Annotated in this window: 9 protein-coding genes; 3 read left to right on the forward strand and 6 right to left on the reverse strand. The window is 70.4% G+C overall.

Annotation, left to right across the window (positions count from 1 at the left end; genetic code table 11):
* Nucleotides 1–86: 86 nt before the first annotated feature.
* The 3 genes from CS062_RS20255 to CS062_RS20265 form a co-directional block, all read right to left on the reverse strand.
* Complete coding sequence (locus tag CS062_RS20255; RefSeq protein ID WP_099863368.1) at nt 87–1442, reverse strand: type II toxin-antitoxin system HipA family toxin; 1356 nt, start codon at nt 1440–1442, stop codon at nt 87–89.
* 4 nt (nt 1443–1446) lie between these two features.
* Complete coding sequence (locus CS062_RS20260; protein ID WP_099863369.1) at nt 1447–1722, reverse strand: helix-turn-helix domain-containing protein; 276 nt, start codon at nt 1720–1722, stop codon at nt 1447–1449.
* A 142-nt stretch (nt 1723–1864) separates the two neighbouring features.
* The gene (locus CS062_RS20265; RefSeq protein WP_233218170.1) at nt 1865–2428 is read right to left on the reverse strand and encodes an Lrp/AsnC family transcriptional regulator; all 564 of its coding nucleotides are present in this window, start codon (nt 2426–2428) and stop codon (nt 1865–1867) included.
* Nucleotides 2429–2669: 241 nt separating this feature from the next.
* On the opposite strand from CS062_RS20265, the gene CS062_RS20270 reads away from it, so the two are divergent.
* The 3 genes from CS062_RS20270 (at nt 2670) to CS062_RS20280 (ending at nt 8156) form a co-directional block, all read left to right on the forward strand.
* Nucleotides 2670–6230 (forward strand): indolepyruvate ferredoxin oxidoreductase family protein, encoded by a 3561-nt coding sequence (locus CS062_RS20270; protein ID WP_099863371.1) that lies wholly within the window; start codon nt 2670–2672, stop codon nt 6228–6230.
* Between the two features lie 269 nt (nt 6231–6499).
* Nucleotides 6500–7417 (forward strand): DUF2167 domain-containing protein, encoded by a 918-nt coding sequence (locus CS062_RS20275; RefSeq protein ID WP_099863372.1) that lies wholly within the window; start codon nt 6500–6502, stop codon nt 7415–7417.
* Nucleotides 7418–7421: 4 nt separating this feature from the next.
* Nucleotides 7422–8156, forward strand: a complete 735-nt coding sequence (locus tag CS062_RS20280; RefSeq protein WP_099863373.1) for a site-2 protease family protein — start codon at nt 7422–7424, stop codon at nt 8154–8156.
* 39 nt (nt 8157–8195) lie between these two features.
* Here the strand turns inward: CS062_RS20280 and CS062_RS20285 are convergent, their stop codons facing one another.
* From CS062_RS20285 to CS062_RS20295, 3 genes are all read right to left on the reverse strand, one after another.
* A complete protein-coding gene (locus CS062_RS20285) occupies nt 8196–9776 on the reverse strand; it encodes a CYTH domain-containing protein (protein ID WP_158238851.1) in 1581 nt (526 codons plus the stop codon).
* Nucleotides 9773–11521, reverse strand: a complete 1749-nt coding sequence (locus tag CS062_RS20290) for an alkaline phosphatase D family protein (protein WP_099863375.1) — start codon at nt 11519–11521, stop codon at nt 9773–9775. Before CS062_RS20290 ends, CS062_RS20285 begins: the two co-directional genes overlap by 4 nt.
* Nucleotides 11518–15414, reverse strand: a 3897-nt coding sequence (locus CS062_RS20295) for an alpha/beta fold hydrolase (protein WP_143742426.1), incomplete at its 5' end; no start/stop codon positions are given. The genes CS062_RS20290 and CS062_RS20295, both read right to left, overlap by 4 nt.

Consider the following 15414-nt stretch of genomic DNA (forward strand, 5'->3'; position numbering starts at 1 on the left):
ACTTGCGAGGGCGACCGGTACAGCGGATGCGTGTGGCGGGAACCGATCGCAGGTCCGACCCCATCGACGGCGCGGCTGGCGAGGGATCAGCGCCCGACGCCCAACCGTTCCGCCGCCGCCTGGAGACCGCCCAGGATCGCCTCGGCCACGTCCTCGGGGAAATCGTCCGGCAACTGCCCTCGCACAGCCTGGATGACCGACGGCGTGCGCGCCACCACCTCGTCGATCAGCGCTCCGACATCGCGGCCGTCTTCCATGACAACACCATGCCTCGCGCCGAGCGCGATCCAGTGGCGCCGGAGGATATCTCGCATCTTCCAATGCGCATTCTTCGAGCGCACCGCCATGGCCATCCTGACCTTGTGCGGCGACAGCTTGCCCGGGCCTTCGCCCAGAACCGGATAGGCCGACAGCACGTCATAGAGCGGCGTGAGCTGATATCGACCTCCTGGCCGGAGGTGCAGGCTGAAGTTCTTCGCGTGGCCGTCGGTCGCACAGAGCATCCAGAAGAGCAACTGCGCCTTGAAGAAGACCCGCTTGTCCTCCCCCTGCGCCACCGAGCCATCGAGCAGATCGAGGAGTTGATCCATCCCGGGCCCGCCGTCGGCTTCGTACTTGGCGTCGGGAGGCACGCCGAGGGCTTGGCACATGTCCTCCTGCGGCAGGCGGACCAGGCGTCTGGCGCCCTCCCGCGGCGTCCACCACGCTCGATCGAATCGCTCGACCACCAGCGCCTTCACATCCTCGAAGTGCAGGGGCTCGCAGGCCGCCACCGGCAGCCCGAATTCCCTCAGGATCTGCGCGCAGAGCCATTCGTTCTCGACGGAATTCCGCATGTCCACCTTCATGCCGCCGATCAGCCCGAGGGGCAGCTTGAAGATGTGCGTGGTCGGCGTGCTGCCTCGTGGCCGATACCAACGGCCGTCCACTCGCAGCAGCGCCGTCTTCTCCTGGGCGCCGGCGATGGAGATGCGGAACTCGTCTTCGTCACCGCCCCAGTTCAGCGCCTGGGGCGTCGTCGCGCCCCGCAGATCCTGGGCAACCTCGGCCTCGCTCAGCGGCTTGGCCTGCACCTCCGCCGGACCGGTCGACACCTTCCCCTCCGGCAGGATCTCCAGCGCGCCCACGCAGTCGCGGCCGATTTCCGTCAGCAAGTCGAACGCGTCGGTCGAGCCCGTGTTGAAGCGACGTGCCAAGCGCTCCCGGATGTCCTTGCTGTCCGGCAGCAGGTTCTCGAAATAGGCGTGAACCTTCTCGCCGCGATGCGGAGCATTGCCCGGCGTGAAAGGGAGGGACAGCGACAAGGGTCGCCCCTGCGCCGATTCGACCCAGGCTCGGTCGTACCGGAGTGTGTCCGGCGCATTCCTGGCCAGGCTCCAGGTGCCGATCTGCATACCATTCATCCAGAGCCCGAGCGTGCGGGTTCGTGCGCGTTGTCCCATGGCGTCACCACACCGGCTGATCGTCACCCGGACCACCGCGAGGGGATGGGGCAGGCTGTGGCGATGGCTTGGCCAGGGTCAGTTCGACCCCGAGGATGTTCAGCAGCTTGATCAAACGTGCGGCACCGACCGTGTTGGCATTGCGCTCCAGGGCCGAGTAGGTCTGCTGCGTGACGCCCAGACGGAGCGCCACCTCGCTTTGCGTCAGGCCGGCTTCCTTGCGGAAGGCCTGCAGCAGGGCCGGCAACTGATCGGGTGTCCTGACAGGGAAGTTCGGCATACAGGCTGTGAGCTGTTGACTGGATCTACAGCCTAAAGGCTGTTCGTTGAATTAACAGCCTAGAGGTTGTTATCAAAGAATACCAATCCCAGGCTGTAAAGGCAATAAACAGCCTCTGAACTGTTCCTACCCCGCCTTCCCCTCACCCCTTCGGCTTCAGATGCCCCAACGGCAGCGCTCCGCCCGCCTTCACCTCGCCCAGTGAGAAGCTCGTGTGGATGTCCTTCACATTCGGCAGGTTCAGCAGCGTGTCGATAGAAAACCGGCTGAACGCATCCAGGTCGGTCGCCATCACCTCCAGCTCGAAGGTGCCCGCCCCGCTGATGTAGTGACAGGCGATCACCTCGGGCAGCTGCCGGATCGCTTCCTCGAGCTCCTTCGTCGCCGCGCCGTTGTTGCGGTCCGCATCCACCCGCACGAAGGCGAGCACGCCCAGGCCCAGCCGCCGGCGGTCGATCTCCGCGCGATAGCCGGTGATGAAGCCCTGCTCCTCCAGCCACCGCACCCGGCGCCAGGTCGGCGCCGGCGACAGGCCGATCCGCGCCGCCAGTTCCGCGTTGGACAGCCGCGCCTCGCGCTGCAACTCGGCCAGGATCGCCACGTGATACCGGTCCAGTTCGCCGCTCGCCGGGCCGCCGCCTGCTCCGGCCGGCCCGCCCGCATCCTCCGGTTCGTCGGCGCCCGCCGCACCCGCCGGCACCCTCATGGTTTTCCCTGAGACGCCGTTTTTCGATGCCATACGAACTCCTCTGCCAGTTTCGGGAAAGATTCTTGCTCAAACAGCGGCCGGCGGCGCAGAACGAGCAAACACTCGCCGGGCATTGTTTCCTACACTGTTCGCTGCGTTTTCCGCGCGCGCCCATACTGGCGTCGCGACGGCAGCCACGGCACACGGCCCCGCCACAAGCGGGGACCGGAGGTCAGCCACCCATCAGGAGACTCCCCGCATGAACGCCCCCTTGCCCGAACACATCCTGCGTGCGCTAGAAAAGGTCACGCTGGACGACAAGTACGCACTCGACGAGGGCCGCGCCTTCATGAGCGGCGTCCAGGCGCTGGTCCGCCTGCCGATGCTGCAACGCACCCGCGACGCCATCGCCGGCCTGAACACCGCCGGCTTCATCTCCGGCTACCGCGGCTCCCCGCTGGGCGGCTACGACCAGGCGCTGATGGCCGCCAAGAAGCACCTGGCCAAGCAGAACATCGTCTTCCAGCCCGGGGTCAACGAGGAACTCGGCGCCACCGCCGTCTGGGGCACGCAGCAGATGGCGCTGTTCCCGGAGAAGGCCAGGTTCGATGGCGTCTTCGGCATGTGGTACGGCAAGGGTCCCGGCGTCGACCGCTGCATCGACGTGTTCAAGCACGCCAACATGGCCGGCACCAGCAAGCATGGCGGCGTGATCGCCATCGCCGGCGACGACCACATCGCCAAGAGCTCCACCGCCGCCCACCAGAGCGACCACGTCTTCAAGGCCGTCGGCTTCCCGGTGTTCTTCCCGTCGAGCGTCCAGGACATCCTCGACATGGGCCTGCACGCCTTCGCGATGAGCCGCTTCTCGGGCCTGTGGTCCGGGCTCAAGACGATCCAGGAAATCGTCGAGTCCTCCAGCAGCGTCTCGATCGATCCCGACCGCGTCGACATCGTCCTGCCCACCGACTTCCAGATGCCCCCGGGCGGCCTGCACATCCGCTGGCCCGATCCGCCGCTGGACCAGGAAGCCCGGATGATGGACTTCAAGTGGTACGCCGCGCTCGCCTACGTCCGCGCGAACAAGCTCAACCACAACGTCATCAGCACGCCGAACGACCGCATCGGCCTGATCGCCTCCGGCAAGGCCTGGAACGACACCCGCCAGGCGCTGCACGACCTGGGCCTGGACGACGACGCCTGCCGCCGCCTGGGCATCCGGCTGCACAAGGTCAACGTCGTCTGGCCGCTGGAAGCGACCATCACCCGCGACTTCGCCACCGGGCTGCAGGAGATCCTCGTCATCGAGGAGAAGCGCCAGATGATCGAGTACCAGCTCAAGGAAGAGCTGTACAACTGGCGCCCCGACGTCCGCCCCAATGTGCTGGGCAAGTTCGATGAGACCGACGGCGACCGCAGCGGCGGCGAGTGGAGCCAGCCCAACCCCAGCAGCAACTGGCTGCTGCGTCCCCAGGCCGACCTGACGCCGGCCATCATCGCCCGCGCGATCGCCAAGCGCCTGAAGAAGCTGGGCGTGGACGCCGACACCGCCGCGCGCCTGGACACGCGCGTCGCGCTGATCGACGCCAAGGAGCAGTCGCTCAAGTCCGAGGAGAAGACCGCCGGCGGCGCCGACCGCACGCCGTGGTTCTGCTCCGGCTGCCCGCACAACACCAGCACCCGCGTGCCGGACGGCTCGCGCGCCGTCGGCGGCATCGGCTGCCACTACATGGTCACCTGGATGCCGGGCCGCAACACCGCGACCTTCACCCAGATGGGCGGCGAAGGCGTGCCCTGGGTCGGCCAGGCGCCGTTCACCGACGAGAAGCACATCTTCAGCAACCTCGGCGACGGCACCTACTTCCACAGCGGCATCCTGGCGATCCGCCAGTCGATCGCGGCCGGCGTGAACATCACCTACAAGGTGCTCTACAACGACGCCGTCGCGATGACCGGCGGCCAGCAGGTGGGCGAGCGCCCCGAAGGCCACAGCGTCACGCAGATCATGAACAGCCTGATCAGCGAAGGCGTCGCCAAGCTGGTCATCGTCACCGACGAACCGGAGAAGTACGACGGCAAGCCGCTCGCCGCCGGTGTCACCGTCCACCACCGCGACGAGCTGGACGCCATCCAGCGCCAGTTCCGCGAGATCCCCGGCACCACCGTCATCATCTACGACCAGACCTGCGCCACCGAGAAGCGCCGCCGCCGCAAGCGCGGCAAGCTGGCCGACCCGGCCAAGCGCACCGTCATCAACGAGCTGGTCTGCGAAGGCTGCGGCGATTGCTCGGTGCAATCGAACTGCCTGTCGGTCGAGCCGCTGGAGACCGAGTTCGGCCGCAAGCGCCAGATCAACCAGAACACCTGCAACAAGGACTTCAGCTGCGTGAAGGGCTTCTGCCCCAGCTTCGTCACCATCGAGGGCGGCGAGCTGAAGAAGCCCAAGAAGGACAAGCGCGTCAGCCCCTTCGACGCCTCGCTGCCGGTGATCCCGCAGCCGCTGGTGCCCAACCCGGTCGAGGCCTGGGGCATCGTGGTGGCCGGCGTCGGCGGCACCGGCGTGATCACGATCGGGCAACTGCTCGGAATGGCGGCCCACCTCGAGGGCAAGGGCGTGGTCACGCAGGACGCCGCCGGCCTGGCCCAGAAGGGCGGCGCGACCTGGAGCCACATCCAGATCGCCAACACGCCGGAAGCGATCTATTGCACCAAGGTCGGCACCGCGGAGGCGGACCTGGTCATCGCCTGCGATTCCATCGTCGCGGCCAACAAGACGACGCTGGCCGTCATGCGCGAAGGTCGCAGCTTCGTCGCGCTGAACACGCACGGCTCGCCCACCGCCACGCTGGTCAACGACGCCAACTGGTCCTTCCCCGGCGCGGCCTGCGAAGCCGCGGTGCAGAAGGCCGTCGGCGCCTCGCACCTGGGCATGTTCGACGCGGAAGAGGTCGCGGTGAAGCTGCTGGGCGACTCGCTCTACACCAACCCGCTGATGCTGGGCTTCGCCTGGCAAAAGGGCCGCGTGCCGCTGAGCCATGCCGCGCTGATGCGGGCGATCGAGCTCAACGGCGTGCAGGTCGACAACAACAAGGCCGCTTTCGAATGGGGCCGTCGCTGCGCCCATGACCTGGCCGCCGTGCAGTCGCTGTTCGCCGCGCAGCAGGTGATCAACTTCGTCAAGCGCCAGGGCGTGGACGAGCTGATCGCCAAGCGCGTGGAGTTCCTGACCGCCTACCAGAACGCCGCTTACGCCGAGCAGTACCGCGCCTTCGTCGAGAAGGTCCGCCAGGCGGAGAAGCCGGTGGGCGGCACGCGCCTGACCGAGGCGGTCGCGCGCTATCTGTTCAAGTTGATGGCCTACAAGGACGAGTACGAGGTCGCTCGCCTGCACACCGACACCGGCTTCCTGGACAAGATCAAGGGCCAGTTCGAAGGCGACTTCAAGGTCGTGCACCACCTGGCCCCGCCGATGCTGGCCAAGAAGGACGACCACGGCCATCTGCAAAAGCGCGCCTTCGGCGGCTGGGTGCGTCCGGCGATGGGCCTGCTGGCGAAGATGAAGGGCCTGCGCGGCACCGCCTTCGACCCGTTCGGCCACACCGAGGAACGCAAGATGGAGCGCCAGCTGATCGCCGACTACCGCGCGACGATCGACGCCATCCTGGCCAAGGGCCTGAGCGCCGAACGCCTGGGCCTGGCCGTCGACCTGGCCCGCATCCCGGAGGACATCCGCGGCTACGGTCACGTCAAGGAGCGCCATGTGAAGGCGGCCCGCCTGAAGTGGGAGCAGCTGAAGCAGCAGTGGCAGAACGCGTCCTGACCGGCGGCGTGGCCCGCTGCGCGCTCCGCAGCGCTCGTCGGGCCTGCGAGATCCCGCCCACCGCCTGAATCGCGGACCACCCGGTCCGCCGATCGCGACACGGCCCGTTCGGGGAACACCCGGACGGGCCGTGTGTCATTTGTCATTCCGGGCGCAACACGACGCCCCCGGAAGGGGGAGGTGCGACTTTTCCGATGTCGAGCATCGATAGACTCGCTCCCTTCGGCCCGCCAGAGGCCGGTGCATCCGTCCGTTTCGAGGGAGTCCCCATGCTTGCCACCACCCCCACCCGCGCGCTGCGGGCCTTCGCTGCCGCCCTGCTGGGCGCGCTGTTCCTCTCCACCGCGCCGGTCTCGGCGCAAACCGGCGAGAGCGAATTCGCCAAGGTCATCGCCGCCGCACAGAACGACATCGTCAAGGGCCCGCAGGACATCAAGCTGTCCACGCAGGCGGTGCTGCACCTGCCCGAGGGCAAGGTCTACGTGCCGCAACCGCATGCCGCCAAGCTGATGCACGCGATGGGCAATCCCGGCGACTACAGCGACCTGGAAGGGGTGGTCTTCCCGCGCGGCGACGGCGACTGGTTCGCGACGCTGCGCTTCGAGAAGTCCGGCTACATCAAGGACGACGACGCCAAGCACTGGGATGCCGCCGACATGCTCAAGAGCTTCAAGGAAGGCACCGAGGCCAGCAACGAAGAGCGCAAGAAGATGGGCGGCCGCGCGCTGGAGATCACCGGCTGGGCGCAGGAGCCGACCTATGCCGCCGACACGCACCGACTGGTGTGGGCGATGAAGTCGCGCGAGGTCGGCGCGCCCGCCGACGAGCCGCTGGGCGTCAACTACAACACCTATGCGCTGGGCCGCGAGGGCTACATGTCGCTCAACCTGGTCACCGGCCTGAACGATCTGCCCAAGTACCAGGGCGATGCGAAGCAGTTGCTGGGCGCGCTCGAGTTCAACGAGGGCAAGCGCTACGCCGACTTCAATGCCAGCACCGACCATGTGGCCGAGTACGGGCTGGCCGCGCTGGTGCTGGGCGTCGGCGCGAAGAAGCTGGGCCTGCTGGCGGTGGTCGGCGCGTTCTTCCTCAAGTTCGCCAAGATCATCCTGCTGGCGGTGGTGGCCTTCGGCGGCGCGATCCTGAAGCTGTTCGGCCGCAAGAAGTCCGAAGCCGCGGAGTCCTGAGGCGATGACCAAGCTGCTGTTGCTGCTGCTGTCGGGCGCCAAGCTGAGCAAGCTGCTGCTCAGCGGCGGCACCATGCTGCTGTCGGTGGTGCTCTACGCCTGGGTCTACGGCTGGCGCTACGCGGTGGGCTTCGTCGCACTGATGTTCGTGCACGAGATGGGCCACTTCATCGCCGCGCGCCAGAAGGGCCTGGACGTCGGCCTGCCGACCTTCATCCCCTTCCTCGGCGCCTGGGTCGAGCTCAAGCACATGCCCCACGACGCGCAGACCGAGGCCTATGTCGGCCTCGGCGGGCCGCTGCTGGGCACCGTCGGCGCGACCGTCTGCTACCTGCTGGCGCGGAGCTGGAACCTGGACTGGCTGCTGGCGGTCTCCTACGCCGGATTCTTCCTGAACCTGTTCAACCTGATCCCCCTCTCGCCGTTCGACGGCGGCCGGATCACCGCGGTGCTGTCGCCGCGGATCTGGTTCGCCGGCGTGCCGGTGCTGGTCGGGCTGTTCCTGTACCGGCCCAGCCCGATGCTGCTGCTGATCGCGCTGATGGCCGGTCCGCAACTGGTCAAGGCTTGGAAGTACCGCGCCGACAGCGAGGAGGCCCTCACCTACTACGCCGTCCCGACCCGGGTGAAGTGGGAGTACGCCGCTTACTACATCGGCCTGGCGGCGTTCCTCGCGGTGATGACGCACGACGTCCACGAGATGCTGGGCGCCGCGCGGCCCCTGGGTGGCGGCGCCTGACGGAAACCACGCGCCCGCTGGCGGCCTCCGCGCCGGGGCTCAGCCCTTCCCGCGACCCTTGGGGGGCTTGCCCGGCTTCGCCGGCTTGACGGCCCGGACCGCCTTGCGCGCCTGCTCCAGCGCCTGCCGCTGGCGAGGTCGCAGCCAGCCCAGCGAGAAGCCGGCCTGCGCGGCGGCTGGCACGTCGCCGCTGGCCATCGCCATCGCCAGTTGCTCGCGGGCCTGCGCCAGGCCGACCTCGAGGTCGTTCAGCGCGCCGAGCCGCTGAGCGGCCTCGTGGACGCGCGCGAGCAGCTTGCCGCGCGCCTCGACTTCCTTCTTCGACAGCCGCCGACCCGCCGCGCCACCGGGCACGGCGGCGCCCAGTTCCAGGGCCAGCCGCAAGCGACGCAAGCGGCGCCGCAGGTGATGCCGGCCTTCGGCGTCGAGCCGGTCGAAACGCCGGATCTGCTTGTCCACGGTCGCGCGCCATTGCTCAATGCGCTCGTGAACACCGTCCAGGCCCGCGGTCTCGCCGGTCGCCGCATCGGGCACCGGACGCGCCAGCCAACCGATGACGGCGAGCATCCAGCCCTGGACCTCTCGCGTCAGCAGCAGGCCGGCCACATCGGCAGGTGGCGCTTCGGCCGGCGCCGGCGCCGCGGACGGGCGCTCGGCACGCCAGGCCGCCAGCAACTCCTTCCGCCACGCTGCCTCGGCCTGCGCGTCGGCATCGCGCGCCACGGTGAGCCGGCGCGACAGTTGCCCGGCACCTTCGGCCAGCGCCAGCATCGCCGGCTCGTCATCGCCCGCGAGCAACCGCAGTCCGACTCGCAGCCGGCGCAATCCCACGCGCATCTGATGGAGGTGTTCCGGCTGATGGCGCCCACTGGCGATCTGCGAGGCGTTGCCCACGACCGGCTCCAGGCAGGCCCGCAGCAAGGCGCCCAGCGCCGCCTCGCGGGACTGACCCTCGGTCCACCGCACCGGCTTGGATGGGGCCACCGGCGCGACCTCGGCCTGACGCGCGAGCAAGTCGCCCCGCAGCGCCTTGGTGCGCAGCTCCAGCGACAGCCCGAAGCGCTCGATCGCCCACACCCGCGCGACCTCGAGCACCGCGCGCGGCTGGCCGCTCTTGAGCTCGATCTCCAGCTCGGCGACCGGTGTCGATCGCAGCGACTCGCCCTCGCCAGCGAGCAGCGCTCCCTGGTCGAGCGCCAGCTCGACCACGCCATGCCGCGTGCGCAGCGTCCGGCTGAGGCGGGTGATGTCGGTGCGGAACAGCGCCTGCAGCGCGCCGGCCGGCAGCGTGTCGATCAGTGCCTGCAGCGCCCGTCCGGCCGGATGGTCGGCGTGGCGCGCGACATCGAGCGCAGGCGTCGCGTCACCGAGCGCGACGTTGTGTTCGAGGCGGGTCATGCCGTCCGGCGCGGCGCCCTTGAGCGTCTGCACCCAGACCTCGCCTTCACGGCGCAATCGCAACGCGAAGCCGGACTGCGCGAGGTCGCGTGCCGGCGTGTCGAAGTAGATGGCTTGCAGCCGTTCTTCCGTGGCCGGCGCCTGGAGGCTGCCGGCGACCCAGCGGCGGACCGCGGGCGATTGCGATGCGGGGATCTGGAAGCGCAGCTCGATTTCGGTCATCCGGCAGTGTCGCATGCAGGCCATGACAGCCACCCATCGGGCGCCTCCCGCGCGGGGCCGGCCCGATCGAACCAGAGCTCGACGCCACGCGGGCTCGCGCGCAGCACCGCGAAGCCGTCGCCGGGATGGTCCTGCCAGGCGCCGACCACGCAGCGCAGACGCCGCCCGCCCGACTCGACGAACTCGAAGACGTCCGGCGCGGCCAGTTCCTCCGCCGCGGTGACCGCGAACGGCCAGGGCGCGTAGAGCGCCGAGCTGTGGACCGAATGGATGCGCACCGGCGCCGGGTCGCCGCCGTCGATCGCCTCGATCTGCGCGCTCAGCCAGCCGGAGCGATGCTCGTCGCCGGACAGGAACACCAGGCCGCTCGCGCGCTGCCGCCAGGCCGCGGCGAGCAGCTCATGCAGGCTGTTCGGATAGCCGTCCCAGGCATCGGAGCGCAGGCAGCTCGCCGCGTGCTCCGCCGTCGTGCGGCGCCGCGGCAGCGGCAGCGATCCCGACACCATGAACCGGAGCCGCCCCTGCGCGCGGCCGAGCCAGTCCTCGAAGGCGTCGCGCTGCGCGGTCGACCACAGGCGCGCCGTCGACCAGTTGGCGACCCGCCGCGCCTCGCGCTCGCCGCGCGCGTCGGCGATGAAGAAGGCAGCGCCGCGCCAGTCGAAGTCGTGCCACATCAGTTCCGGTCCGCCGACGCGCGCGCCGGCTTCCCAGCGGTGGTCCCAGGCCGCCTGCCGCGCGACATCGAACCACGGCCCCTTGCCCGCATGGCTGGCGCCGGGGGCCGGCTCCCAGTTGTCGACGATCTCGTGATCGTCGGGCGCATGCACGAGGCGGGCGACGGTCGGCGGCAGCAGCCGCACCGGACCGGCCTTGAACTCCCCATAGCCCCGCCCGTAACGCTCGACGCCGCTGCGCGAGTCCGCCAGCCCGCCGCTCGCGTCCGCGTAGATCTGGTCACCGGCGAACAGCACCAGCGAGCAGGCTCGCCCCCGCGCCGTCGACCGCGTGAAGCGATGCAGCCGCGCCAGCGCCGCAAGTGCCGGTCCCGCCTGGGCAGCGTCGAGCTCCCAGCCCGGGCTCACATCGAGCAGCCCCGGCGGGTACTGGCAGGCCGCGAGTACGAAGCAGAGGTCGACGTCATCGGAGGCGGTCGCTTCAGGCGACGGCACGAAGCCGTGGGCCCAGCGGTGCGGCGGCAGTTCCAGCAACTGTTCAAGCGCTCCCTCGACCTGCGCTTGCAATTCATCCTCGCGCAGCTCGTGCATGACGCCGCGATGCGCGCCCTCCATCGCCAACGCGCGCGGCTCCAGGTAGAGCGCCAGCAGCAGCAGGCCGCTCAGATCGAGGTCGATCGCCGTGTCGTCATCGGCACGTTCGAGGTCCGCGCCCCCATCGGGGCGATCGCTGGCGACCTCTGCCACTGCCTCACCGCGTACGCCTCGGCGCGGCGAGGTGGGAAAGTGCTCGACGGCGACCGCGCCGCGCCAGGGATCGCCGGGCCGCCCGACGCCCGGCGGCACGAAAGCCTCCAGCCGCCATGGCAGCGGCAGGCGCTCGTAGTCCCAGCCGCCGCGCCAGCGCATCGGTACCCAGAGCAGCCAGTGCGGCCAACCGCGCTCCGGCCGCAAGGCGGTCAGCAGCGGCACCCGGCCATGCACCGGCGCCGCACGCTCGACCCGATGTCCGGGCGCCTCGGCACCGATCAGCAACCCGCTGACGGCGGTACGGCGTCTCGCCCCGTTCATGGCTGGGACTCCTCGGCGAGGAAGGCCAGCACATGCGGGAACACCTGCGTCGCCACATGGCGGCCGATCAGGCAGTCCTGGTGGCCATGGCCGGCGATCACGCGATAGCGGTAGCGACCCGGCGCGGCCTGGTCGTAATAGTCCTTGAGCAACTCGGCGCTGTCGGCGCTGCACAGGCCGTTGTCCTCGCCGTGCAGCGACAGCACCGGGAAGGCCTCCAGCAGCGCCAGGCTCTTGGCCAGACTGTCGAGGTAGACGCTCGCGCCTTGCCAGTCGGTGATCTCGTGGCAGCGCGCGAAGTGGATCGCCTGCGCGACGGTGTCCATGTTCAGCGGTCCGAAGTGGTCGTCGATGAAATCGAGCACCGGCTGATCGACGTTCGCCGCCGCGAAGTCCCGCCCGTAGAGCAGGTCCATGCGATGCCGCGTCGCCGTCCACGGCGTGCGGCGCATGCGCCAGGGTGGCCACGGCGGCGGGTTCTCGAGGTCGAACTCCTCATCCGGATACGGCAGGCTGGCCAGCAGCCGGTCGAGCAGATGATCGACCAGCGTCGGCGGACCGTCGGGCCGGAAGGTGTAGCCGTCCATCGGCAGGTAGGGCCGCAGGTACTGCATCAGCACGCCACGCAGGCTGTTGGTCGGAGACATCACCATCAGCGGCGTCACCTGCGAGATCACCAGCTTCGCGATCCGGTCCTTCAGCAGCGCGCGCAGCGGGTGGTGGCGCTCCCAGGGCTGCTCGCGCGGCTCCAGCAGCGCCATGTGCAGCATCACCGAGCCCATGCAATGCGCGAAGACGTTCAGACGCCGATGCCCGGTCTCGCGCAGCACGCGGTCCACGGCCAGCGGGATGTCGTTGAAGGCGGACTCCTCGAAGGTCCACGGCAGCGTCGCCGTCGGCAGGCCGGCGCTGGTGCGCATGTCCAGCACCCACACGTCATGCCCCGCGTCCCACAGCAGCTTGGCCGGCCCTGGCCTCACCGAGTGGTGGGCGAAGGTCGTGCCGCTGGCGCTGTAGCCATGGATCATCAGCATCGGCACGCCGCCGGGACGGGCATAGCGCGTGAGGCGGATCAGCACCGGGCGTTCGTCCTCGTCGCCCGGCGGGCGGTCCAGGTCCTGGCGCTGCGCGCCGGCGTCGCCCCAGCGGCCGGCGGCCATCTCGATCACCACCGGCTCCGGCAGCCCCGGCACCGCGCCCGGCAGGCGCGAGATGCGCCGCAGCGGCGCCTCGTCGGGCTTGCGGAAGGTCCAGGCATGCAGCCCGATCGTCATCCGCGCGATGTAGGCCATCAGCGCGCCGACGTCCCGCACCGCCGACGGGATGTCCCGCGCCTGCCGCACGCGCAGCAGCGGCAGGCGCTCCCGGGCGAGGTGATGCAGGTCGACCGTCAGCGTGATCTCGCGCGCGCCCGGGGGCGGCGCCAGGCCCGCGATCGGCGTCAGGGCCATGCGGCTCAGCTGCGTCCACGGATTGCCGCGCCGGGTATAGCTGATGCGCTTGCAACCCTGCAGGTCCTGGCCGCGCAGCGCGCCGGCCCAGGCTGGCAGGTCGGACGCCGGATCGATGCGCACCCGATAGCGCATCAGGCGGGCCTCGCCCGCGTGACCCGCGAGATGCCAGGCGTTGACCGCCCGCGCGCGCAGCCCCGCGCGAGCGGCTCCCGGCGCCTTCGGCGCGCTGCGGCGTCCGGCCCAGTCGACCAGGCCCTGCCAGCTGTCCCGGACGCCGCGGTTGATCGCCCAGGCCCAGAGCCCGCGCGCGTGACGACGCAGCGGCCCCGACGCCTCGCGCTGGAACAGGGTCAATTCGCCTTCGGCCAGCGGGACGCTGAACAGCGCGTGGTCGTCGCTGCGCTCCTCGTGCGGCCAGAGCCGGCCGTCGCCGGCCTTCGGCCCGACCACCTCGAAGCCGCCCGAGCGCTTCTCGCGCGCTTCGAAGACACGCAGCCGGCTGCCCGGCGCGACGACCAGCCGGCGCTCCGGCCCCGGCCGCAGCAGCGCGGTCAGCGCGGCCGGCCGATAGACCACGCACAGCTCGAGGTACTTCACTGGCGCGCCGGGGGCACCGGGCCAGCGCACGAAGCCGCCGAGGCGCTCGCGGACCTCGATGACCGTCTGCTGCGGTGGCGTGTCCTGCGACGGGCTGTCGTGATGCGCCGGCGAGGAGGCGGGCGGCTTTTCCGGCATGCGCTCATCAGCCAGGTCGCGGAACACCGGCCGCTCGCCCTCGCGCCGCCACGCGACTGGCGACTGCCCGCCCAGCCCCCAGGCCACGACCAGCCGGTCGAGCGCACGCTGCGCGAGTGCGCTGATCGTCAGCGCCGGATTGATCGCCAGCGAGCCCGGCACGATCGCGCCGTCGAGCACGACGAGTCCGTCATGCACCGCCTCGCCATCGCCGGCGAAGACCTGGCCGATCGCATCGACGACGCCATCGGTGCCACGGTCGCCCATCGCGCAGCCGCCCAGCGGATGCACGCTGATCATCGGCCCGCGCGCATCGTTCGAGAGGAAGGCCATCTCCGGCGGCAACAGCTGCCACAGCGGATTGCGCAGCAGCCGCGCGCCCTGCGTGGCGAGACGGCGCTGCAAGGCCTCGTGACGGCGCGCGATCGCCGGCTCGTCGCGCAGGCCCGGCCAGTCGACCTGCACTCCCCCCGACTCCGCGAAACCCTCGCGCCGCACCAGGCGACCGGTGCCGCTGTCGCGGCCGACGATCGCGAGCGGCAGTTGCCGCGCCGTCGTGGAGGGGCGCACGGCGAAGGGATCGTCGAAGTCCTCGCGTTCCTCATGCGGGCCGGCATTCGGCCGGGCGAGCGCATCCAGCGTCGCGGCCAGCGCGAAGCCTTCCTCGAAGATCGGCCGCAGCGCGCCCGGGATCGCGAGGTCCTCGACGACATGGTCCGGCCCCGCGTCCAGCACGCCGGTGATGGTCGGGCCCACCTGCCGCGACGCGGGCGGCTGGTCTTCGTCGGCGACCGCATGTACCGCGCGCGGCCAGTCGTGGCCGACGGCGATCACGTCGCCGTTGGCGGAGAACGCCTGGCCCAGCATCCGCGACAGCGGCAGCCCGCGATCGCGTGCGCGCATCAGGATCTCGGTCGAGCCCAGCGACCCCGCGGCCAGTACGACCCGGCGGGCGATCACCTCGAACGGCTCACCCTGCCGCTCGCGCAGCAACTCGTCGGTGTGCTGCACGGCCACGCGCCAGCCGGCGCCGGGCACCGCCTCGAGTCCTTCGACGCTGGCGCCGCAGACCAACTCTGCGCCTTGTCGCCAGGCCTGCAGCAGCAGCCCGGTGTCCAGCGACTGCTTGGCCTCGTGGTTGCAGCCGGTCGCGCAATCACCGCAGGCGAGGCAGGGCCGGTGCGCCCACTCGGCGGCGCCGCGCGGACCCGCATCCATCGCGACCTGCAGCCGCGCCGCCCGGGTGCGCGCCGGATCCAGCGCCCGCAGCGCGTCCAGCCGGCGGATCGGGACCTCGGGCCGCTGCCCGCGCAGCCGCTCGATGGTGTTGTCGCCCTGGGCGTCGCGGACGCCGAGCAGCCGCTCGGCGCGCTCGAACCAGGGCGTCATGTCCTCGTCGAGGAAGGCCTGCGGCCAGCCAGGCTCGCGGAACACCGCGGGATCGGGCCGCTCCATCACGCCCGCGTTGATCAGCGAACCGCCGCCCAGGCCGTTGGCCAGCGCGACACAGACATCCGGTCCCAGCCGCAGGTCGAAGAGCCCTTCGCGACGCCCCATCGGCGCCGAGGCGCCGGCCCGGGCGAGGCGCACATGCCCGGGCAGGTCGGCGAAGCGGCTGGGGAAGGCGCCGGGCAGGTACTCCCGGCCGCGTTCGAGGACCACGACGTTCAGGCGCCGGCCGTCCTCGCCGCGCCGACCGGCGAG

The organism is Roseateles chitinivorans (assembly GCF_002761755.1).
GTDB classification, from domain to species: domain Bacteria; phylum Pseudomonadota; class Gammaproteobacteria; order Burkholderiales; family Burkholderiaceae_C; genus Roseateles; species Roseateles chitinivorans.

Bases quoted from the DNA above. Each gene is read 5' to 3' on its own strand.
- CS062_RS20275 (WP_099863372.1), top strand. From the start codon at position 6,500: ATGCTTGCCACCACCCCCACCCGCGCGCTGCGGGCCTTCGCTGCCGCC.
- CS062_RS20265 (WP_233218170.1), bottom strand. From the start codon at position 2,428: ATGAGGGTGCCGGCGGGTGCGGCGGGCGCCGACGAACCGGAGGATGCG.
- CS062_RS20260 (WP_099863369.1), bottom strand. From the start codon at position 1,722: ATGCCGAACTTCCCTGTCAGGACACCCGATCAGTTGCCGGCCCTGCTG.
- CS062_RS20270 (WP_099863371.1), top strand. From the start codon at position 2,670: ATGAACGCCCCCTTGCCCGAACACATCCTGCGTGCGCTAGAAAAGGTC.
- CS062_RS20285 (WP_158238851.1), bottom strand. From the start codon at position 9,776: ATGACCGAAATCGAGCTGCGCTTCCAGATCCCCGCATCGCAATCGCCC.
- CS062_RS20280 (WP_099863373.1), top strand. From the start codon at position 7,422: ATGACCAAGCTGCTGTTGCTGCTGCTGTCGGGCGCCAAGCTGAGCAAG.
- CS062_RS20290 (WP_099863375.1), bottom strand. From the start codon at position 11,521: ATGAACGGGGCGAGACGCCGTACCGCCGTCAGCGGGTTGCTGATCGGT.
- CS062_RS20255 (WP_099863368.1), bottom strand. From the start codon at position 1,442: ATGGGACAACGCGCACGAACCCGCACGCTCGGGCTCTGGATGAATGGT.